This window comes from Enterobacter sp. 22499, assembly GCF_052044815.1.
Taxonomy (GTDB): Bacteria; Pseudomonadota; Gammaproteobacteria; order Enterobacterales; family Enterobacteriaceae; genus Enterobacter; species Enterobacter bugandensis.
Genome location: NZ_JBQENR010000006.1, coordinates 22,795 through 47,308, shown reverse-complemented (window position 1 = coordinate 47,308; position 24,514 = coordinate 22,795). Strand labels below are relative to the sequence as shown.

Genomic DNA, 24,514 nt, shown 5'->3' with positions numbered 1-24,514 from the left:
ATGTCCGGATAACTCATGTTATGCTGCAAATCGTTCCTTTTTTCACGACACGCGCATCATGCTTTTAAAGCTCTTACGTTCCATTGTCATCGGTTTGATTGTCGCAGGCCTGCTGCTACTGGCGATGCCGTCTTTGCGTCAGTTTAATAAGCTGTCTGCCCCCCAGTTCGACAGCACGGATGAAACGCCGGCGACCTATAACCAGGCCGTTCGCCGTGCCGCCCCTGCCGTGGTTAACGTTTATAACCGCGGCCTCAACAGCTCAGCACATAACCAGCTTGAGATCCGCACCCTTGGCTCCGGGGTGATTATGGACGAGCGCGGCTACATTATTACGAACAAACACGTGATCAACGATGCCGACCAGATCATCGTCGCCCTGCAGGATGGCCGCGTGTTTGAGGCGTTGCTTGTGGGTTCAGACAGCCTGACCGATCTGGCCGTGCTGAAGATTAACGCCACGGGCGGATTGCCGGTCATTCCGATCAACCGTAAACGTACGCCGCACATCGGCGATGTGGTGCTGGCGATCGGTAACCCGTACAACCTGGGCCAGACCATCACGCAGGGAATTATCAGCGCGACCGGTCGAATCGGCCTCAACCCGTCAGGACGGCAGAACTTCCTGCAGACGGATGCATCAATCAACCACGGCAACTCCGGCGGCGCGCTGGTCAACTCGCTGGGCGAACTGATGGGCATCAACACCCTCTCGTTCGATAAAAGCAACGACGGCGAGACGCCGGAAGGGATCGGCTTTGCTATTCCGTTCCAGCTGGCGACCAAGATTATGGATAAGCTGATCCGCGACGGACGCGTGATCCGCGGCTATATCGGTATCGGCGGGCGCGAAATTGCGCCAATGCATACTCAGGGCGGCGGTATCGATCAGATTCAGGGCATCGTCGTCAACGAGGTGGCACCGGGTGGCCCGGCGGCTAACGCGGGGATTCAGGTTAATGATGTCATCGTGTCGGTCAACGGCACGCCGGCAGTCTCTGCGCTGGAGACGATGGACCAGGTGGCCGAAATTCGCCCTGGCTCGATCATCCCTGTGGAAATCATGCGCAACGATAAGAAAATGACGCTGCACGTGACGATTCAGGAATACCCGGCAACAAATTAGCCCCATAAAAAAACCGAAGCACTAACTGGCTTCGGTTTTTTTGCCGGGTGGCGCTAACGCTTACCCGGCCTACGGGAGACTCTTCGTTTTACTTGTTAACGAACTCTTCACCCAGAGTGATATCTTTCTTCAGCGTGTCCAGCATGCCTTCCATCGCGTTTCGCTCAAACGCGCTCAGCGTACCGATAGGCTTACGCTCTTCAATACCGTTTTTGCCCAGCAGCAGCGGCTGAGAGAAGAAGCGGGCATGTTCGCCGTCGCCTTCAACGTAAGCACATTCAACAACGCCTTTCTCGCCCTGCAGGGCGCGAACCAGTGACAGACCGAAACGTGCAGCCGCCTGGCCCATAGACAGGGTTGCAGAACCGCCACCCGCCTTCGCTTCCACCACTTCGGTGCCCGCGTTCTGGATTCGTTTGGTCAGGTCAGCCACTTCCTGCTCGGTGAAGCTCACGCCCGGGATCTGCGACAGCAGAGGCAGAATAGTCACGCCAGAGTGGCCGCCGATAACCGGCACTTCCACTTCTGTTGGCTGTTTGCCTTTCAGCTCAGCAACGAAGGTGTTGGAGCGGATGATATCCAGCGTGGTCACGCCGAACAGTTTGTTTTTGTCGTACACACCTGCTTTCTTCAGCACTTCGGCTGCGATAGCAACGGTGGTGTTCACCGGGTTAGTGATGATACCGATGCATGCTTTCGGGCACACTTCAGCGATCTGCTGCACCAGGTTTTTCACGATGCCCGCGTTGACGTTGAACAGGTCTGAACGATCCATGCCTGGCTTACGCGCCACGCCTGCAGAAATCAGGACCACGTCAGCACCCTGCAGCGCAGGACGCGCATCTTCACCGGAGAAGCCTTTGATTTTTACAGCGGTCGGGATGTGGCTCAGGTCAACCGCCACGCCTGGGGTTACCGGAGCAATATCGTACAGGGAGAGTTCTGAGCCTGAAGGCAGTTGGGTTTTCAGTAGTAGGGCAAGCGCCTGGCCGATACCACCAGCAGCGCCGAGGACTGCGACTTTCATCCTAAACTCCTTATTATGGTTAACTTAAGTATCTGTAAATCCGTTGCCGCGACCTTAAATCAGCATGTCTTTAATTACAATTTTCGAAGCTAAAGAATTTGAGGTCACACGACTTTATCTCTCACCAGAAAGCTATCTGACGACAGATGGCAACGAATTAAGAGGTGGTTACAATACACCCTGCCACGCCACCAAAACAACATCATTTTGATAACATTTAATTTACTTTTAAGCTTATTTGCGCGGCGTGACCCAGGCATGTTTTCTGATAACGAAATCTGATAAAATCACTCCCTTTCATAACATTATTTCAGCCTGCCGTTGAGCAGATAATTTGCATAAAAATTCATCCACATGCATAATAATGTTGTTTCTTTCGTCATATTCCGGGTGACTTATGCGAAGCTCGTCTAAGCAAGAAGAATTGGTAAAAGCGTTTAAGGCGCTACTTAAAGAAGAGAAATTCAGTTCTCAGGGAGAAATTGTTCAGGCGCTGCAGGAACAAGGCTTCGATAACATCAACCAGTCGAAAGTCTCCCGCATGTTAACCAAGTTTGGCGCGGTGCGTACCCGCAACGCCAAGATGGAGATGGTCTATTGCCTGCCGGCTGAACTTGGCGTGCCGACCACCTCCAGCCCGCTCAAGAATTTGGTTCTGGATATCGACTATAACGACGCCGTTGTGGTCATCCACACAAGCCCGGGTGCCGCGCAGCTGATTGCCCGCATGCTGGACTCGTTAGGTAAAACAGAGGGTATTCTCGGCACCATTGCCGGTGATGACACCATCTTTACCACCCCGGCTAGCGGTTTCTCCGTGAAGGATCTCCACGAAGCGATTCTGGTTCTGTTCGAACAGGAACTGTAATGCGCCCTCCCCCGTAGCGCCGCTGCGGGGATCATTCTGCTCTCGCATCATTTCCCCCTTTATTTCACTGCCCTTGCTTTGACGATTAGTGCTTTTTACCACTCATTAACATTCATCCAGTGAATAGCAATCCCGCAAATCGCACAAAAAATCAAAATGCATTATCCCTATGATTTTCTTATAAATACCAACACAAATTGCTCATAAAACACCCAACATTATGCAATTAGGTTATAAAAAAAAGCGTGTTTAACACGTAATAACAATGGAAACCATTAGTCTGGTATTAATTTTTTACGTTATTAGTGTATACTTGATTTTGTGATGAGGGTCACGAAACAAGACCCCACTAAAAAATTCGACGAGGTAAGAATCATGAAAATCAAAACTACTGTAGCGGCGCTGAGCGTCCTGTCTGTCCTGTCCTTCGGTGCTTTCGCGGCTGACGCTATTAATGCTGACCAGGCGCAATCCCGTGAGGCAATCGGTACGGTTTCTGTCGGCGCTGTTGGCACGTCTCCAATGGACATGCATGAGATGCTGAACAAAAAAGCGGAAGAAAAAGGTGCGTCATCCTATCGCATTATCGAAGCGCGTTCCGGTGACCACTGGCACGCCACCGCCGAGCTGTACAAATAAGTTTAAGTAATCACTGAAGACATAACTCTCCACTCAACGGCACCAGGCATAAAAATAGCAGTTCAACCCTTCTCGCCGTTGAGCAAAAAACCTGTTCAGGAGTAAAGACTATGAAAACCAAATTGATCATCGCAACCCTGGGTCTGGCATCCGCTCTCTCTTTCGGCGCAAGCGCAGCCGTACAGCAAGTGAATGCCGATCAGGCACAAAATCTGCAGCCAATGGGCAGCGTCTCCGTGACGTCAGTCACCGGCTCCCCGATGGACATTCGTCAGGAACTTGCCGCCAAAGCTGAAAAAGCAGGCGCCAGCAGCTATCGCGTCACCGAACTGAATCAGGGTGACCACTGGCACGCCACGGCTGAACTGTATAAATAAACCCTCGTCGTATCTCATCATACGACTTGCCCCTGGCCTCGTGGTCAGGGGCTTTTTTCATTTAATGCCGCGCGTTAAAGCGAAGCTGTCCTTCAAGCTCTTCCTCCGCTTCATCGAAGAGTAATATCAGCGCGCCGAAACGTCTGCGCAGCTTATCGGGCAGATGGATGAACTCAATCTCCAGCGGTAGCGGCAGCATGCTGCCGGTGACCACGTCCCACAGCGTATCCAGATTGGTCACGCTTTCCCGTTCAAGATCAAACGCCCGGATAAATTCCCGATAAAAGTCTTCCTGACTGTCGATTTCGTCAAAATCAAAAGTATAGGTTTTCATTGCCAGCCACCCAGTCCAGGCGGGCGGCAGATGCCGCCCAGTCTATTATAATCCCCCGATATGCAGGGTTTTAACTTCCAGATACTCTTCCAGCCCCAGCACGGATCCCTCACGTCCAAGACCGGACTCTTTTACGCCGCCGAAAGGCCCCAGCTCGGTGGAAACGGCGCACTCGTTAATGCCAATCATCCCGCTCTCAATGGCCTGTGAAACGCGGAAAACCCGGGAAAGGTTCTGGGTGTAGAAATAAGCGGCCAGCCCGTAAGGCGTGTTATTCGCACGCTGGATAACTTCATCTTCCGAGGTGAAGCGGAAACACGCCGCAACCGGACCAAACGTCTCTTCTTCTGCCAGCTTCATGCCTTCGTGACAGTCGCCCAGCACGGTTGGCATCCAGAAATTACCGCCCAGCGGATGGGGTTTGCCGCCCGCCAGCACGGTCGCCCCTCGTGCGACAGCATCTTCAACATGCTCACGGACCTTGTCGACCGCGGCGGATTCAATCAGCGGCCCGACGACGACGCCGTCCTCAAGGCCATTCCCCACCTTAAGGGCATTAACCGCATCTGCGAGCTTATTCACAAACTTGTCGTAGACGGTTTCCTGAATGTAGAAGCGGTTCACGCTGACGCAGACCTGCCCGGCATTGCGGAATTTATTGGCGATCGCGCCTTTTACCGCAGCCTCGATGTCGGCATCCTCAAAGACGATATACGGAGCATTTCCCCCCAGCTCCATCGAGACTTTTTTCATGGTTTCTGCGGCGTTGCGCACCAGCGTTTTGCCGACGGAGGTCGAACCGGTAAAGGAGATTTTACGCACGTCGTGGCTGGCCATGATCGCATCGCTGATTTCATGGGTATTTCCGGCCACCGCGTTGAGCACACCGTCGGGCACGCCCGCCTGTTTTGCCAGCGTCAGCAGCGCAAAGGCGCTGAGCGGCGTGTTATTGGCCGGTTTGATGACACCGGTACACCCGGCTGCCAGCGCCGGGCCTAGCTTGCGGGTGAGCATCGCCATCGGGAAGTTCCACGGCGTGATGGCCGCGACCACGCCGATGGGTTCACGGGTCGCCAGAATGCGCGAGCCGGGCTTGATTGGCGGAATAATCTCACCGTTCGCGCGCTTGGCCTCTTCGGCAAACCACTGGATAAAGCTGGCGGCATACTCCACTTCCCCTTCCGCCTCTTTCAGGGGCTTGCCCTGCTCGGTGGTCATTAGCCGCCCGAGCCAGCTTTTATTTTCAATAATCAGTTCGTACCAGCGGTACAGAATCGCCGAACGCTCTTTCGCGGTTTTGGCACGCCATGCCGGGAAGGCTTTGGTGGCCGCTGCGATCGCTTCTTCGGTTTGCGCTTTACCCGTTTTCGCAACTTTAGCGATGACCTCACCGGTCGCGGGGTTCAGCACATCAAACGTTGTGTTCAGCGTTTTCCAGATGCCGTCGACCAGATAGCCGGTCTGAAAAAGGGTGTTGTCCTGAAGCGCCTGAGTCGTCATGTGTCCTCCCTTCCTGAATGTAAGTACGTGCTGGAATAAGTATAGCCACAAAAAAACCGGCGCTTTTGGCGTCGGTTTTTTACTTCAGTCAGTTATCCGTGAGGGCATTCTGGTAGCGATGCAGCATAAACACCAGCCGCCCTACCGGCTCGGTCACCTGTGGAGGCGCTTGCCAGTGCTTGAGCTTTTCCTGATAAATATCCAGTTCTTCAAGCAGTTGGGTAAAGTAACGACGGCGTTTGTCGTCACTGCTGGCGGAAAGCACATGGTCGGCGGTACGACGCAGCTGACGGTGGAAGGCCGAGAGATCGTCGTTGATCGGCACCGGCGCGTTGCGCAGACGCTGGTGCGCGATGATCATGGTTAACGCCAGGCGGAACTTCGCTATGTCGCCCGGGAACTTGTTCAGCAGTAAAAACAGCTGCTGGTAGAGCGCGGGCAGGTGGTTCTCTTTACGACGCGCGGTATTGGTAGTCATCGACGACACGGCAGCCGATACAAACTGGTTCAGCAATACGCGCCCCGTCCGCGCCTGCGAGTTATCCCGGACCAGCAGAATCACCATCATCGCCAGGAAGCAGCCCACCAGCTGACCCAGCGCGCTGTCGAGGAACTGGCTGAAGTGGAAGGTCATCGGGTTATCCAGCACGATGATGTTAATCGTACTCGCCAGCGCCCCCAGCGATCCCAGGCGGCGCTTTTGCACTTCAATGCCGATAAAGAACGCCATCACCGCCAGGCTAATACAGAGCAGCAGCATGCTCTGCTGCGTCGACGGGATGATGACCAGGAAATAGAGCGCGCCTATCGGCAGCGCGGCGATGGTGCCGTAGAGGAAATCAATGGCGACCATGCGCGGGTTAGGCAGACGCATCGCCAGTGCGGTCACGACGGCAATCATCACCATCGCGCCGCTGCCGGACGTCCAGCCCGTCCACAGCCAGAACAGCGTGCCGAGCATACAGGCAAGCGTGGTACGCCAGAAGTTGACCATCGCGTGATGGCGCTCGGCAGACTCCGCCTTGATCACCACTTCGCCCTGGAGCACCTCTTCTTCCGCCGCGCTGATTTTGGTGTTACCGATCACGCCGCGCTTAAGCAGCAGATAGCGCGTTGCGGCCCCAACCCAGGTGTAGATCGTCACCGGCGTCTCGCGCTCCCCGGTCCAGGCAATCACCCGGCGCATGCGCTTAAGCTGCTTATGCACGTCCTGTACGGTCTCTACCGGCTCGGCAAACAGCTCACGGAACGTGTCGGTGACCGCTTCCGGGCGGGTGTTCTGGATAAGATAGGTTTCGCACGCCTGGGTAATCAGCGTTAAGGAGACGGTATTCAGGGCTTTAAGGCGACGATTCGCCCGCGCCCAGCGAGACGACTCCATATTGAGGTTGCTGCGCATCCCTTCCAGCGCCTGCGTACGACGAACCAGCCCGCTCCAGGCTTTATCCACCTCTTCGCTGTCGCCGTGTTTAATGCACAGCTGCATCAGCTGGTACTGGGCAACGATCAGCGCGTCCAGCTCGCGATCCACCTCTTGCTTGATCGAGCGCGGGGAGAAAAGCAGGTCAGCCACGATCGCGCAGACAATACCAATCACAATCTCGCTGCAGCGCTCCACGGCAAACTGCGGCGCGAGCAGCGGTTCGCTTTGGATGGTGATGACAATGATCAGCGCGGTATAGCCCGCCAGCCCCCAGGCGTATGAGTTCTCCACTTTTACCAGAGACGAGACCCAGGTGCAGAAGCCCGCCCAGATGCAGCACACCATTAGCATCAGCAGCGGCGTGCGGATCATCAGAATAATAATGGTCAGCGCCGCGAAACAGCCGATAAACGTCCCGATGATACGTAGCATCCCGCGATAGCGGATCGCACCAGAGTAGGGTTCTCCACCCGCGGCGAAGGCAGGGCCCGCCGCGACAATCGCGGCGGTCAGCACCGCCCAGCGAGGGGTTTCAAGCTGGAAGTGGAAGCCAACGAACAGCGCCAGCACGATGGCGCACGCCAGCTTCACGGCGAAGCGAATGTGCTGACTGGCGATGGAAAAGATACCCATGGCGTTTAACCAAACTCGCGCAGGCGATGGGCAATTTTACGGAAGAGGGAGTCCTGGCTGGCATCCCGATCTTTTTCTCCGGTGATCACCACCGTCGCCGTGGTACCCGCTGGCCACAGGTTGCCCTGCTGCTCATCCAGATGAATACGTACCGGCACGCGTTGCGCCAGACGCACCCACTCCAGGTTAGAATCCACCGTCGCCATCCCTTTGGCATCGTTAGAGCTGCTGGAGTTGGTTACCCCTGCGGCGACGCTATCGACGGTACCTTTAAAGACGCGGTTGCTGCCAAGCGGCGTGACTTCTGCGCGATAACCCGGACGAACACCCTCCAGCTTGGTCTCTTCCATATAGGCGAGCACGTAGAAGGAGTTCTGTTTAACCAGCGCCACGGCGGTTGAGCCACGGGTGATAAACTCCCCGGCATAGACGTTCAGGTTGGTCACCCAGCCATCGGCCGGCGCGCGGATCACGGTACGCTCCAGGTCGAGCTTCGCCAGATCGCGCGTTGCCTGCGCTTTCGCTAACTGGTGCAGCACGGTTTGCAGCACGTTGTTGGACTGGTCAATCTCTTCGCGGGACATGGCCTGAACGCCAAGCTGGTTACGACGGCCTGCCTCACGGCGTTTCTCTGCGGCCAGCGCCTGGTAATAGGCCACGTCTGCTTCTGCTTCCTCCAGCGCCTTCTGGTAACGAGGCTGGTCGATGGTGAACAGGACCTGATCTTTCTTCACCAGCTGGTTATCGTGAACGTTAACCGCCGTGATAAGGCCGGCCACGTCGGGGGCAATTGCCACCACATCGGCGCTAAAGCGCGCGTCACGCGTCCACGGTGATTCGGTGTAATAAACCCAGGCGCGAAAAATAGCGATGAACGCGAGGATAACCAGCGCCATGGTAATGGCGGTGCGGGAGATTTTTCTTGTTAGCGTTTTCACATCAACCTCAGACAAACATGCGCGATATCAGGTAAAACAGGCAGCAATACAGCGCGGTATTGAACAATGCAGGGTGCCAGACGAAATCGTAGATCCCGGTCGGGACCAGCACCTTGCGCACCAGCCAGAAGATCGCCAGTGATAAAAGAAGCTCGAAAAATATCGGTGGGAACGACAGACCGAACACCACGATAACGGGAAACAGACTCATGTTGACCTTGATAAGAGAGAGTGCAGGCTTCAGAATTTTTTAGCGCACGCCATCGCAGGAGAGCTAGAAACGCAGGGCGAGAATGGCGCAGCCGTTATGTAATTAATAATATATTAACGTAACTGTTATGCTGTTATCTATCATATGTGATCTAAATCACTTTTAAGCCAGAGTGAACAATGGAACGTTTAAAACGCATGTCCGTCTTCGCCAAAGTGGTTGAACTCGGCTCATTTACCGCCGCTGCGCGCCAGCTTCAGATGAGCGTCTCATCCATCAGCCAGACGGTGTCCAAACTGGAAGATGAGCTTCAGGTTAAGCTGCTCAACCGCAGCACCCGCAGCATCGGGTTGACGGAAGCCGGTAAAATTTACTATCAGGGCTGTCGCCGCATGCTGCATGAAGTGCAGGATGTGCACGAGCAACTCTATGCCTTTAACAACACGCCCATCGGCACGCTGCGTATAGGGTGTTCTTCAACTATGGCACAAAATGTTCTCGCTGCCATGACGGCGGACATGCTGAAAGAGTACCCTGGGCTTACCGTCAATCTGGTGACGGGCATCCCTGCCCCAGACCTGATCGCCGATGGTTTAGACGTGGTGATCCGCGTTGGTGCGTTGCAGGACTCCAGCCTGTTCTCGCGTCGCCTCGGGAGCATGCCGATGGTGGTCTGTGCCTCGAAGAGCTATCTGGCGCAGTACGGTGTGCCGGAGAAACCTGCCGATCTCGCTAACCACTCCTGGCTGGAGTACAGCGTCCGCCCCGATAATGAATTTGAGCTGATTGCTCCGGAAGGGATCTCCACCAGGCTGCTGCCGGAAGGCCGGTTCGTCACCAACGATCCGATGACCATTTCGCGCTGGCTGGTGGCCGGCGCCGGGATCGCCTACGTGCCGCTGATGTGGGTGATCAATGAGATCAACAGCGGCGTGCTGGAGATCCTCTTCCCGCGCTATCAGTCCGATCCACGCCCGGTCTACGCCCTATATACCGAGAAGGACAAGCTGCCCCTCAAAGTACAGGTGTGTATTAACTATCTGACCGACTATTTTGTCGACGTAGCAGAGCTGTTTCAGGGAATGCGGGGAAGAAGAAAGGAATAAGTAATTAATTTCTGAAATATCCGCGCCATTAATATTTCAGGATGAAGCCGGCCTTCATCCAGGAATATTCTTTAGCTTCTATCAGGAATAGAGAATTGACACTGCCGCCGCCTGCCCTTTACCTTATAAACAGTCTGGCATTCAGACTGTTATTATTTTGTTGCTGATTTGAATAATAAAATGTATTCCGCAGGATGACGTTAAACAAGGAAACGAAATGAATCTATTTGAACAAACACCGCCGTCACGCAGGCGCTACGGACTCGCCGCGTTCATTGGCTTAATTGCAGGAATTGTCTCCGCGTTTGTCAAATGGGGAGCCGAGGTACCACTCCCGCCACGCAGTCCCACCGATTTATTTACCGGCGCATGCGGCCCTGAGCAATTAATAAGAGCCGCAGGCCAGATAGATTGCTCCCGCAATTTTTTAAATCCACCCTATGTTTTTTTACGCGACTGGCTGGGCGTAGTTGATCCTAACGCAGCAGTTTATACCTTTGCCGGACATATATTTAACTGGGTCGGCGTAACGCATATTATTTTCTCAATCGTCTTCGCGGTTGGGTATTGTGTCGTTGCTGAAGTCTTCCCGAAAATTAAACTCTGGCAGGGTTTGCTGGCGGGTGCATTGGCACAGCTTTTTGTTCACATGCTCTCCTTCCCGCTGATGGGGCTGACGCCACCGCTGTTTGATCTGCCCTGGTATGAACACGTGTCAGAGATCGTGGGTCATCTGGTCTGGTTCTGGTCGATCGAAATCATTCGACGTGACTTGCGTAACCGCATTACTCACGAGCCGGATCCGGAGATCCCGCTGGGTAACTTACGTTAAAAAAATGGCGCTACATCTGTAGCGCCATTTTTTATGTTTGCTCAGGTCAGGCCGTGCCGCCCACCGTCAGATTATCCACTTTCAACGTTGGCTGACCCACGCCAACCGGCAGGCTCTGGCCTTCTTTACCGCAAACACCCACGCCGTTATCCAGCTTCAGATCGTTACCAACCATGGAAATCTGCTGCATCGCTTCAATGCCGGAGCCAATCAGCGTCGCGCCCTTCACCGCTTTGGTCACTTTGCCCTTCTCAATCAGGTACGCTTCTGAAGTCGAGAAGACAAACTTACCGGAGGTGATATCCACCTGGCCGCCACCAAAGTTTGGCGCAAAGATACCGTAATCCACGGATTCGATAATCTCCTGCGGCGTGGATTTGCCCGGCAGCATATAGGTGTTGGTCATGCGCGGCATCGGCAGGTGCGCGTAAGATTCACGGCGGCCGTTACCCGTTGGCGCTACGCCCATCAGGCGCGCGTTGAGTTTGTCCTGCATGTAGCCTTTCAGCACGCCGTTTTCGATCAGCATGTTGTACTGGCCTGGCGTACCTTCATCGTCGATAGAAATCGAGCCGCGGCGGTCAAGCATGGTGCCATCATCTACTACGGTGCAAAGCTCAGAGGAGACGAGCTGTCCGATCTGGCCGCTGAACACGGACGTCCCACGACGGTTAAAATCGCCTTCCAGACCGTGGCCCACCGCTTCGTGCAGCAGCACGCCCGGCCAGCCTGCGCCCAGCACCACCGGGAATGTCCCGGCCGGCGCCGCAACAGCATTAAGATTCACCAGCGCCATGCGCACGGCTTCTTTAGCCCACGCGTCAGCGCGCGCTTCGCCGTCAACATCACCCAGGAACCAGTCATAGCCGAAACGACCGCCGCCGCCGCTTGAGCCGCGCTCGCGTTTGCCGTTGTCATCGACCTGCACGCTGATGGAGAGACGCACCAGCGGACGCACATCGGCCGCCAGCGTACCGTCCGTTGCCGCCACCAGAATCAGTTCATACACACCGCTCAGGCTGGCGGAGACTTCCTGAACACGTTTGTCGGCAGCGCGGGCCACTTTGTCCACGCGGCGCAGGATGTCCAGCTTCTCTTCACGGCTCATGCTCTGCAGCGGGTCGATGCTGGTATAAAGCGCGGAGTGCTGCACTTCACCCAGGGTTTTCACGCGACCGTCGCCGGCATCGCGCACAATGGTACGCGCGGCCTGAGCGCTCTGCTCAAGCGCGGCCAGGCTAATCTGGTCGGCATAGGCAAAACCGGTTTTTTCGCCGCTGATGGCGCGCACGCCGACGCCCTGGTCAATGTTATATGAGCCATCTTTGATGATGCTGTCTTCTAAAACCCAGGATTCGTGATAGCTCGACTGGAAATAGAGATCGCCGTAGTCGAGACGGCGTTCGGTCAGTTGACCAAGAATGGAGAACAGGTCCTGATGGCTCAGGCCGTTCGCTGCGAGCAAATGTTCACTTACCAGGTTCAGACTCATCGTATTGCTACTCGTTCGTTGCCGCCCGTGGCGGTATAAAGATCGTATTTATTGAGAGTGAGGCAATTACCAGCCCACGTCAAATCATTGCTGTGCATCTTTGCGCGGCTGGCGCAGCACCTCGTTAATCTGCGGTTTATCCACCGGACCGGTAATGCGGTAGCGCAGAATGGAGACCTTGCTCCACAGCGGCCCCAGCACTTTACTGGCGGCAAACACCGCCGCACCGACAATCGGGTTAACCACAAAGGCCGCCGCCACGCCCACGCTGGCGGAAATTTCCGGCGCCACCACGGCTTCCATATCCAGTTCGCGACGCACGAGGTTGACTGAGCCTTTCATGGCGATGTCCGCTTCCAGCCCATCCACCAGCGTGTCGTCCGTGTGCAGAACGCCGTCCTTGATCCACGCCGTACTGCGGATGGAATCGTAATAGAAACCTTCGCTGAAGGTGTCGCTGAAATCGAAGCGCAGCTTGCGAAGCAGCGCATCAAAACTCAGCAGACGCAGGATCTGCCCGGCGCGCCCCGTGCTCACGTCGGCGATCTCACCTTTGCCAAAGTGTGTTTTCAGAATACCGTTCAGTGACGCTTCGTCCGGTGTCCACGGCGCGGCACGCCAGTGAAGATCGTAATTAACGTTAAACGAGGAGCCGCGCAGCGGCGTGCTGATGCCAAAGAAGTTGGCTGCCGCATCCAGCTTGTTGCCTTTAATGTCGCCCTTCAGAGACGTGCGCTGCTCGCCCGGGTTATTCACCCACTCTCCACCCGCCGTCATGCGGCCAAAGCCGGTGTCGATCAATCCGCCGGAGAGCTTGAGCGTATTCCCCTGGATGGCAAAATCACCGTCGATACGGCCATATTTTTGCCCCCACAGCCAGCACTCCGCGCAGCGCAGCTGCAGATCGGGCCAGCCGCTAAAATCGACGCGGGTAGTATTACTCAGCGGCGATGTATTCGCCGGTTTATCTTTACTCGCAGCAGCCGGGTTGTAGTAGAGATAGCGGATCGCTGCCTGCCACGGCGCGTTATTGCGCATGGTCAGCGTGCCGTTGATCTCCCGGCCCTGCGCCTCCACTTTTGAGCCGTTAGCGGTTGGCTGGGAGACAATGCTCAGATTGTTCCACTGCTGTCCGCCCAGCATCAGCGACGGTGTGCGTACGGTAATGGTCTGGGGGAACTGGGCGGCCTCATCAACGTTTTGCCCAACGCCTTTCTGGAACAGCGCCAGCCACTCCGCGCCGTCCATCGGCGGGAGATTCAGCTCAACGCCCGCATGCTCAGGCAACGGCGGCGTGGTTTTGCTGTCCGTCGTCCAGATGGCTTTGTCGAGGGTAAGCTTGCGGTTAAGCAGCCAGCGGCTGTTAAAGTGGTTTGTTCCGCCCGCGCTTCCGGTCAGCGCGAAGCTGTCCAGATTGCCATCCACGTTAAGCTTCACCGGCAGCGGCTGTCCCGCCTGTTTATCCAGCGGCGCAGGCAGCTGGCTTTGAAGATTCTTCAGGTCACCCGTAATGTCGACCTTATAGTGTGCACCCGCGTGATAAGGCAGGTCGATTGCCACTTTGCCCTGCCAGGCGACCGCGCCCGCTACTGACGCCTCAATCGGCTTCGGCAGGACGTCCATACGCGACGGCTGCCAGTTGCCGTCCAGATTAACGGCCACCTGATAAGCCTTTTGCCCCTCGGCTGTTGAGAAGTCGATATTCACCGGCTGATTAAACCAGCTGGCGGTCAGCGGCTCGCTTTTCAAATTACCGTTCACAAAGCTGAACTGTCCGCTGAGGTCTTTCAGGGTGCTATCAAGCGGTTTAATGTACAGGCTGTTGTTCTTCAGACGGACGTCACCTTTGGCGGTGGTCATTTCACCGTCCAGCGGGATATCAAGATGTAAGCGAGCATTCACATCGCCATCGAGCTGGAGCTGCTGAAGGGTCGCCGCCAGCGACTCTTTGAGTGGCGTCTCCTCAAAGTACGGCCCCACCGCTTTCCCCGGGCCGTTGATGTCGGCATCAATCAGCAGCTTCTCTTTTGAGTAGTCCGGGATGTTGGCCGTCAGGTTGCTGGCCGTTACGCCTCCCAGCGCAACGCTGTCCGCCTTCATCCATAATCCGTCGTTGAGGAAGTTAAGCTCGATATCCAGGTTTTTCAGCGCGGGCCAGCCCGGCTGGAACGCGAAGGTGGCGTCGTGCAGCGGCACCAGCACCTGGAACTGCCCCTCATTATGTTTGTACGGGAAAAGATGCGGGTTACCGCCGTAGACCAGCGTGGCGTTTTCCGCCTGACCGCCCTGAATTGCGCCGCTCAGATAGTCGACCAGCGCTTTACCCATCAGATTTTCCGGGAAATAGCGCCAGGCCTGAGAACCGTCATCGGTACTGATCCCGGCCAGAATGCCCAGCCACGGTTCGTCACCCTGCGGCTGTAAATAGCGGAAGTCACCCCGCGCGTGTACCGCTTTGGCTTTGACGTCGATATGGCGACCATCAAGCTGGAAGCCCTTATCGTTACGGAGCCAGTTAAGCACCGCGCTGCCCTGCTCAATTTCCAGCGGCGCGCGGAAGACCGTCTCGTAAGGCATTTTTGCGTTGTGCATATCAGCCGTGAGCCTGCCGTTCTCCACGCTGCCTTCCAGCTTGCCGCTGAAATGCTCCGCGCCCGGCAGCATCTTCCACTGCTTCCAGGCAAGATCTTTCCATGTTGCCTGGAAACGGGTTTTTTCCGTCGCCTGAAGCGGGATATCCAGCGCCAGAGAATCAATTTTTCCGCTCGGCTGCGTTGCCAGCCAGATCTCGCCCAGGTCCGGAGAGAGCTTTGCCGCCATGGAGCGCAGGCCTTCAATGGCCGCCAAATCCAGGTTACTGGCGCGGATGCGCAGCTCATCGCTGCGTTTACTCGCCGCGCCGCCCACGTCCTGCTCCGGCATCCAGGCCAGCGTCAGCGCACCGCGCGGCCACGGCTTGCCGTCCATCGTGATGCGCGTATCCGGGATGGCGAACTGCCAGCCCTCTTTTTCCTGCGTCACGTGCGCGGTGAGGTTATCGACGGAAAGCTGATGCTGCTGTCTTTCACCCTTCCAGCTCGCGCCCCCTTGCTTCAGCCAGATATCGCCGCTGGCAAATTTCCCTTTCGTCAGGGTCATCCAGCCCTCAAGGCTGAAACGGGCGGTTTCCAGCTGCATGTTTTGCTGCAGCCAGTCGCCGAGCCAGGGCTTTACATCCACATCGTCGGCCTGCAGCCACACTTTGCCGTTGTTTAACAGGCCGTCATCGTCACGCAAGTCCATACGCACCTGCATGACGCCGTGCTGGCCGTTCAGGCTGGAAAGATTGACCTGCCCCTCGGCGCGGTGTCGATCCTTGCCGTTAAGCCAGGTCAGCTGCGGGATCGCCAGTTCGGCGCGCTGGCCAGAAAGGGTAATAAAGCTCACTTCGCTGTCGCGCAGATCGAAATGATCGAACTGGCGGAGGAAGAGATCGCTGAAGCGGTTGGCTTCCAGGCCCTGATTGTTATCACCGCCCGTCAGCGGCGTATTGGTCAGAAACTGGAGTTGATAAAAGGTGAGATCGCGAAACTGCCAGCGCAGATGCAACAGGCTTTGCCAGACGTCCAGCGCCAGGGTTACGCGTTTGATTTTGAGATGACCGCCATCTTTCAGGCTGGCGTTGATGTCACGGACATCCAGCGTCGGGCCAAAATTCTGCCAGCTGGCGCTAACCTGGCTTACGTCGACCGGCACGCCGGTAGTGGATTCGATTTTCGCCAGCAGCTGCGGACGCCAGCTGTCCAGATGCGGTAAAACGAGGCGTAGCCCGCTCACGAGCAACGCGACAATCACGACCAGCGTTGCCCCTGTAAGCACTAAAATCCCCGGCAATCGCCTCACGCATCTCTCCTTGTCAGCTTTCGTCACGCAGCGTACTGCGTTTTACATCATTACGACGTCAAACTGCTCCTGGTTATAGAGCGGTTCAATTTGTACTTTTACCTGTTTGCCGACAAAGATTTCCACTTCCGCCAGCGCGTGCGACTCTTCGCCTTTCAGGGCTTCAGCCACCGCAGGGGAAGCATAGACCAGAAAACGGTCTGAGTCGTAGGCATGATGGACACGGACAATTTCACGCATGATCTCGTAGCAGACCGTCTCCACCGTCTTTACCGTTCCGCGTCCATGGCAGGTTGGACACTCATTACACAGGACATGTTCCACGCTTTCGCGGGTCCGTTTCCGGGTCATTTCCACCAGGCCGAGCTGCGAGAAGCCATTGATGCTGGTCTTCACGCGATCTTTACTCAGCGCCTGCTCCAGCGAGTGCAGCACACGACGACGATGGTCTTCATTACTCATATCGATAAAGTCGATGATGATAATGCCGCCGAGGTTGCGCAAACGAAGCTGACGCGCAATCGCCTGCGTGGCTTCGATGTTGGTGTTGAAGATGGTGTCGTCCAGATTGCGATGACCGACAAACGCGCCGGTGTTGATATCGACGGTGGTCATCGCTTCGGTCTGATCGATGATCAGATAGCCGCCGGACTTCAGTTCGACCTTGCGTTCTAGCGCTCGCTGGATCTCGTTTTCGACATCATAGAGATCGAAGATCGGCTGACGCCCGGTGTAATGCTCCAGCAGGCCCGGCATTTCCGGGATGTATTCAGCGGTAAACTCCAGCAGCGCTTCATACGTCAGGCGAGAGTCCACGCGAATGCGGTCGAGTTGGGCATCGGCAAAGTCACGCAGCACGCGCTGCGCAAGCGCCAGCTCACCGTACAGCTGGTAGCGAGTCTGGTTGCGTTTTTTACGCTCCATCACTTTGGTCCAGACGCGCTTCAGGTAAGCCGCATCCGACGCCAGGTCTTCTTCGCTGATCCCTTCTGCAGCGGTACGGATAATAAACCCGCCCTGTTCATCGCAGTAGGCGCTGACCACTTTCTTCAGCCGCTCGCGCTCGCTTTCGCTCTCAATACGCTGCGAAACGCCCACGTGCGACGCGCCGGGCATAAAGACCAGATAGCGGGAAGGTAAGGTAATGTCGGTGGTCAGACGGGCACCTTTGGTGCCAAGGGGATCTTTCACCACCTGCACCATTAAGTCCTGGCCCTGACGCACCAGCTCGGAAATGTCGCGCACGGCAAACTGCTTTTGCTCTTCGCCCGCGACGCACTCGGTGTGCGGCATGATGTCGGAGGCATGTAAAAATGCCGCCTTATCCAGTCCAATATCTACAAAAGCCGCCTGCATACCCGGCAGTACACGACTGACACGACCTTTGTAGATATTGCCTACTATTCCGCGCCGCGCTTCACGCTCAATATGAATTTCCTGAAGAATGCCACCGTCAATATAGGCCACACGGGTTTCCGATGGCGTTACGTTTACCAACAATTCAGCCGTCATAATTATCCCTTCCCTCACGCAGTGAGTTAAAATTGCTCAGCAACTCATACGTTTCCACCAGCGGTAAGCCGACTACGGCGTGATAGCTGCCATTAATCTTCCTGACAAAACAGCCACCCAACCCTTGAATACCGTATGCACCTGCTTTATCCATCGGTTCACCGCTGGCAATATAAGCGGCGATCTCGTCGTCGGTAATCACTCTGAACGTGACATCCGTAACCACCAGGCAATCCAGCACGTGCTGGCTGTCCGCCAGCGCGACGGCCGTCATCACCTGGTGCGTTTGCCCGGACATCTTGCGCAGCATGCGCGCCGCATGGCCGGCGTCATGCGGTTTCTCGAGGACTTCACCGTTAAGGATAACGATGGTATCTGCTCCCAGCACGGGCAGATCGCGCGGCACACAGGCCACGCCCGCCTGCGCTTTCTCGCGTGCCAGGCGAGACACGTACTGCTGAGCACTTTCGCCCTCAGCACGTTTTTCTTCAATGCCGGTCACGATGCGTTCAAAAGAGACCCCTAACTGCGTCAGGAGTTCCTGACGGCGCGGGGAGCCGGAAGCAAGATACAGAGACGTCATAGAAACCTTTTATTGCACAGCAAACTGCTGGCGAACCTTACGCATCAGCAGGAATAGCCACGGCCAGAGCACACCGTTTACTACACTACTCCAGAACACTTCCGGTCGGAAAGAGACGTTGATCACTAAAAACTCTGCCCAGAAAACAACGATATCCGCAGCAAGCGACAACAGCATCACGACCAGGGCCTGTTGCCAGAGCGCGAGGTTACGGAAGAGCTGGAATTTCAGTGCGACGAGGTACGCAATAATGCTCATGGACAGGGCGCGCACGCCCAGCGTAGAGCCACTAATGAGATCCAGTATGGCACCCATCACAAAACCCGTGCCGACATTTACGCGATGCGGCAGGGCAAGGATCCAGTAAAGTAAAATGAGCAAGACCCAGTTTGGCCGGAAAACGAGAATGTTATCCGGCCAGGGCATAATCTGCAGCAACAGTGCAATGAGGAACGAGAGCCAGATGACCCAGCGTCCCTGGCTACGATAGCTTGCCACTACTGCCCTCCCGAAGAGAGTTTAGGCGGTGGCGGCGCATCAGGCTGCGGCTGCGTTAACCCTGTTGCCGGCGCAGGCACGGGCGCAGGCGGCCCCATAGAGTCCGCTGGCGGAAGAACCTGCGGCATCATCTGCATCAGGCGTTCGTTCGCCACGCGATGCACCTCTTCAGGCGTCATCGGGTTAGCACCGTTACGATCGGCACCCCAGAGCAGCAGCAGATAGCGCAGACGCTGTAAACCGGCGGTTGGACGGGCCTGAATCACGGTGTATGCACGCTGCGTATCCAGCTTAACCGAAGAGACCACCGCAACCGGATAACCTTCAGGGAAGCGTCCACCGAGACCGGACGTCACCAGCACGTCGCCGACACGGATGTCCGTGTTAGCAGGCAGATGTTCCAGCTGCAGATCGTCCGTGCAGCCGTTACCGGCCGCAATCACGCGGATATCGTTACGCAGGACCTGGATCGGCAGTGCGTGGGTGGCGTCGCAAATCAGCAGCACGCGGCTGGTCAGTTTGGCGACGGCAACAACCTGGCCTACTACGCCCTTATCACTGATGACGGGCTGACCTTCATACACCCCGTTCACGCTCCCTTTATCGATCACAACCTGATCGCTGTAAGGGTCGTTCACGGTGGAGATCACCTGGGTAACCATCTTCTGCTCGTCCTGACGCAGCGGCGAGCCGAGCAGTTCACGCAGACGCGCGTTTTCCTGCTTGTATTGCCCCAGCATCAGCAGTTCGCTGTTTTTCAGCAGCAGTTCCTGGCGTAATGCCCGGTTTTCAAGTTCGAGCTGGTCTCGTGAAGACAGCGTTTGAGAAACGGAGTCGAGCAGTTCACGGGGACCATTTGATATAAAGTAGAAAGGACTGACGGCGGTATCCATGTACGTTCGGATCTGGCTGAACGTACCGAGGCGGCTATCGGCAATAATGACGCCAAGCGCAACCAGAACCGCCAGAATGAGGCGAAACTGTAGCGATGGGCCACGGCTAAAAATTGGCTTCATAGGCTATGCGTATTCTCGTGTCAGAGAGAAAGGGTAGCGATTCGCTACCCTTTCACCATGACTACTCTTCGCTGAACAAGTCGCCGCCGTGCATGTCGATCATTTCCAGCGCCTTGCCACCACCGCGGGCGACGCAAGTCAGTGGATCTTCTGCAACTACGACAGGAATACCTGTCTCTTCCATCAACAGGCGGTCGAGGTTACGCAGCAGCGCACCACCACCGGTCAGAACCATACCGCGCTCGGAGATGTCGGACGCCAGTTCTGGTGGGCACTGCTCCAGCGCAACCATTACCGCGCTCACGATGCCCGTCAGTGGTTCCTGCAGTGCTTCCAGAATTTCGTTGGAGTTCAGGGTAAAGCCGCGTGGAACACCTTCCGCCAGGTTACGGCCACGCACTTCGATCTCACGCACTTCATCGCCCGGATACGCAGAACCGATTTCGTGTTTGATACGCTCTGCGGTGGCTTCACCGATCAGAGAGCCGTAATTACGGCGCACGTAATTGATGATGGCTTCATCGAAGCGGTCACCACCGATACGTACGGAGGAGGAGTACACCACGCCGTTCAGTGAGATAACGGCCACTTCAGTGGTACCACCACCGATATCCACCACCATAGAACCGGTGGCTTCAGAAACTGGCAGACCCGCACCGATTGCCGCAGCCATTGGCTCTTCAATCAGGAACACTTCACGTGCGCCTGCACCCTGGGCAGATTCACGGATTGCGCGACGTTCTACCTGGGTTGCGCCAACCGGCACACACACCAGAACACGCGGGCTTGGGCGCATGAAGCTGTTGCTGTGAACCTGCTTGATGAAGTGCTGAAGCATTTTTTCAGTCACGAAGAAATCAGCGATAACGCCGTCTTTCATTGGGCGAATAGCGGCGATGTTGCCAGGGGTACGACCCAGCATCTGCTTCGCGTCATGACCCACTGCGGCCACGCTTTTCGGCGAGCCTGCACGATCCTGACGAATGGCCACAACAGAAGGCTCATTCAATACGATGCCTTGTCCTTTTACATAAATAAGGGTATTCGCGGTACCCAGGTCAATGGACAGGTCATTGGAAAACATGCCACGAAATTTTTTCAACATACTAAGGGATAATCCTGAAAGCTGGGGCGGAAAACAAAATCCGCTTACTTTACCAACCACACGCAGCAGCGACAAGGCGCAAAAATCATCTGCAACGGTGAAAATTTGTGCAGTACGTTTCCTGTTGTTACAAATTCATCCCCTGACTCCCTCAGGGCTGAGTAAACAGTCGTGTTCCTCACTGATTTTTGTAACCCATTAAAGGTCGTTCACTGGCTTTTTGCTCGACATACTCAAAGCTACAGGCGCGATATTCTACGTGAAAACAACGTAAACGGCAGGTCAAACAGAGTATCTTTGCAAATATTTTTTCACGTTGGTGTCAAGCGGCTGAGAGGCGGCAAAAAAATCGCCCTGACCGCCCGTCACTCCGCGCTCTGTTAACATCTGCCATTCGCCTCTGGAGCGCACGCCTGCGGCAAATACCTGTGTTCGCGTTCCCTTACACGCTTCAACCAGACTCTGAACCAGCAGCTGGTTTTCCGTGCGCTTCTCAATATTCCTTACCAGCCCCGGATGTAGCTTTAATAGCTCCACATCCAGCTCCTTGATCCAGTTGGTACTGACCAGCGTTAAACCCGCCTGCGTTACCGCGACACGGGCACCGAGCGCGTTGATCAAACGGACCACCGGACGCAACCGGCTGATGTGTTGACCCACATCCGCCTCAGCAAGTTCAAAAATAATGCGTTTGCGTTGCGATTTTTCGCATTGCATTAATGTATCACGCAGCCAGCGCTGAAAACGCGGGCGTATTAATGACTCAACGGTAACCTGTAACGCCAGATTCTCTTCAGGCCAGAATGATAAAAATGGAATCAAGCGTGTAATTTGCTGGCGGTCATACTCTTCGGAGAGCCCAAATTGCAGAACCATCGGCAGATATTCTGCAGAAATAACCTCTTCCGTCCCGTCGAAAATACGGCACATCAATTCCCGGTGGTGGACAAAACCGTTCTTCATGACCGCCGGTTTTTGATAAATACGCGGCCCGCCGCGACTCAGCATTTGCTCAATCAAAGTACGCCAGCGCACGTTTCCACGCCCTTTTTCAGGCAGCGAATCATCATAGACCGCCCATCCGTTTGCCCCCTGAAGCACGGCGTTGCGGGTGGCCGCTTCCGCATGCTCCATCACCTGCTCTGTCGACTGTCCGCCGCGCCAGGCGCAAATCCCCATATGGACCATATCGTCTCTGTCGAGCATTTTGCTCTGCGGCAGCGCGTCGACGGCCTTAAGTAGCTGGCTGGCAATGCTTTCTGATTCCTTCAACGTGCGATGCGGCAGCAATACGGCAAAGTCGCTGCGGTGGTAGCGGGCCAGCAGCGCCCCCGGATAGCGCATAATAAAGGTGGAGAGCAGGTTGATCAGCGTAAAGAGATTTTCTTCCGCCGCCCGCTGCCCCCATGTGTCGCGCAGCAGATCGAAATCGGGCAGGCGAATCATCATCACCACCCCGTGCGTGCCCACTTTTTCCGGGTCGTCGAGCAGCGTGGCGAGTTGATTGTCAAAGAAAAGGCGGTTGTTAAGGCCGGTTTTATTATCCTGCGCGGCATAAGAGCGGATCAGCGTATCCATTCGGCTGCGCTGGTCGCTGGCAAACTGGATCTCTGAGAGCAGCGTATCCAGCGCGCTGCTGGCGCGTGAGGGCCATTCATGGACCGAGCCGCGAACCTGCGGGCCGCGTTCACCGTTCAGGATGCGCACGGAGCGAATCTCCAGCAGTTCCTGGCCTGAAAGCTGGCGGCGCAGCCAGCGGACCGCGAGAAAAATCAGCAAAATAATGAAGGCGACGGCAACAGTGAGCGGCGCGGTGGTCATCATAGAACGGAAATAGCTGGCCATCGGATCGAGGTAGACCATGTGTATGGTCATCCCCGGATTTTTGAGGGAGTGCACCGTTACTTCCCGATACTGGCTCACCACGCCCGCAGGTCGATAGCTGTCCTGTCGTTTATGGCTTAAAACCGGATGCTTTCCCTGCTGGATGTCGATCTGAATAATATCAACCGGCACCATCAACTCATCCAGCTCCCGGGATAGCTCAGGAAGTGGAGTGGTCAGCAGACGCGTATCAATGACCGACGCAACGGACTGCACCCGGTTGACCAGTTTGTCCTGAATGGCGTTATAAAAGCTCAGAGAGCAACCAAGAAGCGTGACAAAGATGGTAAGCCCCGTCAGCAGGGTGATAAAAGCCGAGAACTTCGTCGTTAATCGCATCCTTGAGATTACTCCGTGGGTTGATGGGGTAGCGAGTAAGCGCTAACTTGCATTTCAAATGCGGCATACTACCAAACCTGGCGTATCTGGCAATTTATTGCGTTAAATCGGCATTGCTTTACCCTGAGCGAGTATAGTCTTCAGGAACTCTTTTCCAATCATCTGAGCCGTGAGGACCCCGTATGCAGGCTTTAATCTTAGAACAGCAGGACGGCAAAACGCTTGCCTCAGTACAGGCCGTAGAAGAGACTCGCCTGCCGGAAGGCGACGTCACCGTCGACATCGACTGGTCCAGTTTAAATTATAAAGATGCGCTGGCGATCACCGGCAAGGGTAAAATCATCCGAAATTTCCCTATGGTGCCGGGTATTGATTTTGCTGGCCGGGTTCATAGCAGCGAAGATCCCCGTTTTCATGCGGGCCAGCAGGTGCTGCTCACCGGCTGGGGCGTGGGCGAAAATCACTGGGGCGGGCTGGCAACGCAGGCGCGCGTGAAGGGCGACTGGCTGGTGCCTATGCCGAAAGGCATAGATGGCCGCAAAGCGATGATCGTTGGTACCGCAGGCTTTACCGCCATGCTGTGCGTGATGGCGCTGGAAGAGGCGGGTGTTCGCCCCGAGTCGGGTGAAATTGTTGTGACCGGGGCCAGCGGTGGCGTGGGCAGCACGGCGGTCACACTGCTGCACAAGCTGGGTTATCAGGTTGCGGCGGTTTCCGGCCGTGAAAGCACGCACGATTATCTGCGCCAGCTCGGCGCCAGCCGTATTCTTGGCCGCGATGAGTTTGCCGAGACCCGCCCGCTGGAAAAACAGGTCTGGGCAGGTGCAGTGGATACCGTCGGTGACAAGGTGCTGGCAAAAGTCCTGGCGCAGATGAACTACGGCGGCTGCGTGGCAGCCTGCGGCCTGGCGGGCGGATTCGCCCTGCCAACGACCGTCATGCCATTTATTCTGCGTAACGTCCGCCTGCAGGGCGTGGATTCCGTGATGACGCCTGCGGCTCGCCGTGCAGAGGCATGGGAGCGTCTGGTGCGCGATTTGCCGGAATCGTTCTATACCCAGAGCGCTACCGAAATTACGCTCAGCCAGGCACCTGAATATGCCAGTAAGATCATGGATAACCAGTTCCACGGCCGCGCGCTGGTGAAAATCGCCTAATCTTCAAATTTTCGTGACATATTCGCGCTAAC

General features: G+C 55.9%; 21 protein-coding genes. 7 read left to right on the top strand and 14 right to left on the bottom strand.

From position 1 onward, the window contains the following. The first annotated feature begins 58 nt into the window (after positions 1-58). Positions 59-1,126 carry an outer membrane-stress sensor serine endopeptidase DegS gene (degS, locus tag ACTJI7_RS16850; RefSeq protein WP_028014593.1) on the top strand — a complete coding sequence of 356 codons (1,068 nt, stop codon included), beginning with the start codon at positions 59-61 and terminating at the stop codon, positions 1,124-1,126. A gap of 88 nt (positions 1,127-1,214) precedes the next feature. On the opposite strand, the gene mdh is transcribed toward degS, so the two are convergent. Further along, positions 1,215-2,153 (bottom strand): malate dehydrogenase, encoded by a 939-nt coding sequence (mdh, locus tag ACTJI7_RS16845; RefSeq protein WP_150145159.1) that lies wholly within the window; start codon positions 2,151-2,153, stop codon positions 1,215-1,217. A gap of 397 nt (positions 2,154-2,550) precedes the next feature. On the opposite strand from mdh, the gene argR reads away from it, so the two are divergent. From argR to yhcN (ACTJI7_RS16830), 3 genes are all read left to right on the top strand, one after another. Further along, positions 2,551-3,021 carry a transcriptional regulator ArgR gene (argR, locus tag ACTJI7_RS16840; protein WP_008502836.1) on the top strand — a complete coding sequence of 157 codons (471 nt, stop codon included), beginning with the start codon at positions 2,551-2,553 and terminating at the stop codon, positions 3,019-3,021. A 375-nt stretch (positions 3,022-3,396) separates the two neighbouring features. Continuing rightward, complete coding sequence (gene yhcN / locus ACTJI7_RS16835; protein WP_014885423.1) at positions 3,397-3,660, top strand: peroxide/acid stress response protein YhcN; 264 nt, start codon at positions 3,397-3,399, stop codon at positions 3,658-3,660. A 110-nt stretch (positions 3,661-3,770) separates the two neighbouring features. Then, on the top strand, positions 3,771-4,037 hold the full coding sequence (gene yhcN, locus ACTJI7_RS16830) for a peroxide/acid stress response protein YhcN (protein ID WP_028014595.1): 267 nt from the start codon (positions 3,771-3,773) through the stop codon (positions 4,035-4,037). Between the two features lie 61 nt (positions 4,038-4,098). Here the strand turns inward: yhcN (ACTJI7_RS16830) and ACTJI7_RS16825 are convergent, their stop codons facing one another. The 5 genes from ACTJI7_RS16825 to aaeX all read right to left on the bottom strand — a co-directional run bounded on the left by ACTJI7_RS16825 (position 4,099) and on the right by aaeX (position 9,076). Further along, positions 4,099-4,371 (bottom strand): barstar family protein, encoded by a 273-nt coding sequence (locus ACTJI7_RS16825; RefSeq protein WP_028014596.1) that lies wholly within the window; start codon positions 4,369-4,371, stop codon positions 4,099-4,101. A gap of 45 nt (positions 4,372-4,416) precedes the next feature. Further along, positions 4,417-5,871, bottom strand: a complete 1,455-nt coding sequence (locus tag ACTJI7_RS16820) for an NAD-dependent succinate-semialdehyde dehydrogenase (RefSeq protein WP_440670448.1) — start codon at positions 5,869-5,871, stop codon at positions 4,417-4,419. A gap of 88 nt (positions 5,872-5,959) precedes the next feature. Next, entirely contained in the window at positions 5,960-7,927 is a 1,968-nt protein-coding gene (gene aaeB / locus ACTJI7_RS16815) for a p-hydroxybenzoic acid efflux pump subunit AaeB (RefSeq protein WP_047364742.1), read from the bottom strand. A gap of 5 nt (positions 7,928-7,932) precedes the next feature. Beyond that, a complete protein-coding gene (gene aaeA / locus ACTJI7_RS16810) occupies positions 7,933-8,865 on the bottom strand; it encodes a p-hydroxybenzoic acid efflux pump subunit AaeA (RefSeq protein WP_028014599.1) in 933 nt (310 codons plus the stop codon). Positions 8,866-8,872: 7 nt separating this feature from the next. Further along, positions 8,873-9,076 carry a p-hydroxybenzoic acid efflux pump operon protein AaeX gene (gene aaeX / locus ACTJI7_RS16805; protein ID WP_003860416.1) on the bottom strand — a complete coding sequence of 68 codons (204 nt, stop codon included), beginning with the start codon at positions 9,074-9,076 and terminating at the stop codon, positions 8,873-8,875. A gap of 179 nt (positions 9,077-9,255) precedes the next feature. On the opposite strand from aaeX, the gene aaeR reads away from it, so the two are divergent. Together aaeR and ACTJI7_RS16795 are read left to right on the top strand one after the other, a co-directional pair. Then, positions 9,256-10,182 (top strand): HTH-type transcriptional activator AaeR, encoded by a 927-nt coding sequence (aaeR, locus tag ACTJI7_RS16800; protein WP_028014600.1) that lies wholly within the window; start codon positions 9,256-9,258, stop codon positions 10,180-10,182. A 217-nt stretch (positions 10,183-10,399) separates the two neighbouring features. After that, positions 10,400-11,014, top strand: a complete 615-nt coding sequence (locus tag ACTJI7_RS16795; RefSeq protein WP_032644925.1) for a YagU family protein — start codon at positions 10,400-10,402, stop codon at positions 11,012-11,014. A 46-nt stretch (positions 11,015-11,060) separates the two neighbouring features. Here ACTJI7_RS16795 and tldD read toward each other — a convergent pair whose 3' ends face one another. From tldD to csrD, 8 genes are all read right to left on the bottom strand, one after another. Then, positions 11,061-12,506 (bottom strand): metalloprotease TldD, encoded by a 1,446-nt coding sequence (gene tldD / locus ACTJI7_RS16790; RefSeq protein WP_063155268.1) that lies wholly within the window; start codon positions 12,504-12,506, stop codon positions 11,061-11,063. Between the two features lie 84 nt (positions 12,507-12,590). Further along, positions 12,591-16,388 (bottom strand): AsmA2 domain-containing protein YhdP, encoded by a 3,798-nt coding sequence (gene yhdP, locus ACTJI7_RS16785; protein ID WP_047367035.1) that lies wholly within the window; start codon positions 16,386-16,388, stop codon positions 12,591-12,593. Positions 16,389-16,430: 42 nt separating this feature from the next. Continuing rightward, positions 16,431-17,900 (bottom strand): ribonuclease G, encoded by a 1,470-nt coding sequence (rng, locus tag ACTJI7_RS16780; protein WP_008502847.1) that lies wholly within the window; start codon positions 17,898-17,900, stop codon positions 16,431-16,433. Continuing rightward, the gene (locus ACTJI7_RS16775) at positions 17,890-18,483 is read right to left on the bottom strand and encodes a Maf family protein (RefSeq protein ID WP_041907832.1); all 594 of its coding nucleotides are present in this window, start codon (positions 18,481-18,483) and stop codon (positions 17,890-17,892) included. The genes rng and ACTJI7_RS16775 overlap by 11 nt, the downstream gene beginning before the upstream one ends. A 9-nt stretch (positions 18,484-18,492) precedes the next feature. Further along, the gene (gene mreD / locus ACTJI7_RS16770; protein ID WP_008502849.1) at positions 18,493-18,981 is read right to left on the bottom strand and encodes a rod shape-determining protein MreD; all 489 of its coding nucleotides are present in this window, start codon (positions 18,979-18,981) and stop codon (positions 18,493-18,495) included. Beyond that, positions 18,981-19,997 (bottom strand): rod shape-determining protein MreC, encoded by a 1,017-nt coding sequence (mreC, locus tag ACTJI7_RS16765; RefSeq protein WP_028014605.1) that lies wholly within the window; start codon positions 19,995-19,997, stop codon positions 18,981-18,983. Before mreC ends, mreD begins: the two co-directional genes overlap by 1 nt. A gap of 61 nt (positions 19,998-20,058) precedes the next feature. Beyond that, a complete protein-coding gene (gene mreB / locus ACTJI7_RS16760) occupies positions 20,059-21,102 on the bottom strand; it encodes a rod shape-determining protein MreB (RefSeq protein WP_000913396.1) in 1,044 nt (347 codons plus the stop codon). Positions 21,103-21,384: 282 nt separating this feature from the next. Next, positions 21,385-23,325 (bottom strand): RNase E specificity factor CsrD, encoded by a 1,941-nt coding sequence (gene csrD / locus ACTJI7_RS16755; protein ID WP_063155267.1) that lies wholly within the window; start codon positions 23,323-23,325, stop codon positions 21,385-21,387. 182 nt (positions 23,326-23,507) lie between these two features. On the opposite strand from csrD, the gene acuI reads away from it, so the two are divergent. Next, positions 23,508-24,482, top strand: a complete 975-nt coding sequence (gene acuI / locus ACTJI7_RS16750; RefSeq protein WP_041907830.1) for an acrylyl-CoA reductase (NADPH) — start codon at positions 23,508-23,510, stop codon at positions 24,480-24,482. The last annotated feature ends 32 nt before the right edge of the window (positions 24,483-24,514 follow it).

What these genes read in the sequence shown, in the direction of transcription:
- mdh (WP_150145159.1), bottom strand. Translation starts at nt 2,153, where the DNA reads ATGAAAGTCGCAGTCCTCGGCGCTGCTGGTGGTATCGGCCAGGCGCTT.
- aaeX (WP_003860416.1), bottom strand. Translation starts at nt 9,076, where the DNA reads ATGAGTCTGTTTCCCGTTATCGTGGTGTTCGGTCTGTCGTTCCCACCG.
- tldD (WP_063155268.1), bottom strand. Translation starts at nt 12,506, where the DNA reads ATGAGTCTGAACCTGGTAAGTGAACATTTGCTCGCAGCGAACGGCCTG.
- degS (WP_028014593.1), top strand. Translation starts at nt 59, where the DNA reads ATGCTTTTAAAGCTCTTACGTTCCATTGTCATCGGTTTGATTGTCGCA.
- ACTJI7_RS16795 (WP_032644925.1), top strand. Translation starts at nt 10,400, where the DNA reads ATGAATCTATTTGAACAAACACCGCCGTCACGCAGGCGCTACGGACTC.
- argR (WP_008502836.1), top strand. Translation starts at nt 2,551, where the DNA reads ATGCGAAGCTCGTCTAAGCAAGAAGAATTGGTAAAAGCGTTTAAGGCG.
- mreB (WP_000913396.1), bottom strand. Translation starts at nt 21,102, where the DNA reads ATGTTGAAAAAATTTCGTGGCATGTTTTCCAATGACCTGTCCATTGAC.
- aaeR (WP_028014600.1), top strand. Translation starts at nt 9,256, where the DNA reads ATGGAACGTTTAAAACGCATGTCCGTCTTCGCCAAAGTGGTTGAACTC.
- rng (WP_008502847.1), bottom strand. Translation starts at nt 17,900, where the DNA reads ATGACGGCTGAATTGTTGGTAAACGTAACGCCATCGGAAACCCGTGTG.
- csrD (WP_063155267.1), bottom strand. Translation starts at nt 23,325, where the DNA reads ATGCGATTAACGACGAAGTTCTCGGCTTTTATCACCCTGCTGACGGGG.
- acuI (WP_041907830.1), top strand. Translation starts at nt 23,508, where the DNA reads ATGCAGGCTTTAATCTTAGAACAGCAGGACGGCAAAACGCTTGCCTCA.
- ACTJI7_RS16820 (WP_440670448.1), bottom strand. Translation starts at nt 5,871, where the DNA reads ATGACGACTCAGGCGCTTCAGGACAACACCCTTTTTCAGACCGGCTAT.
- aaeB (WP_047364742.1), bottom strand. Translation starts at nt 7,927, where the DNA reads ATGGGTATCTTTTCCATCGCCAGTCAGCACATTCGCTTCGCCGTGAAG.
- yhcN (WP_028014595.1), top strand. Translation starts at nt 3,771, where the DNA reads ATGAAAACCAAATTGATCATCGCAACCCTGGGTCTGGCATCCGCTCTC.
- ACTJI7_RS16775 (WP_041907832.1), bottom strand. Translation starts at nt 18,483, where the DNA reads ATGACGTCTCTGTATCTTGCTTCCGGCTCCCCGCGCCGTCAGGAACTC.
- ACTJI7_RS16825 (WP_028014596.1), bottom strand. Translation starts at nt 4,371, where the DNA reads ATGAAAACCTATACTTTTGATTTTGACGAAATCGACAGTCAGGAAGAC.
- yhcN (WP_014885423.1), top strand. Translation starts at nt 3,397, where the DNA reads ATGAAAATCAAAACTACTGTAGCGGCGCTGAGCGTCCTGTCTGTCCTG.
- mreC (WP_028014605.1), bottom strand. Translation starts at nt 19,997, where the DNA reads ATGAAGCCAATTTTTAGCCGTGGCCCATCGCTACAGTTTCGCCTCATT.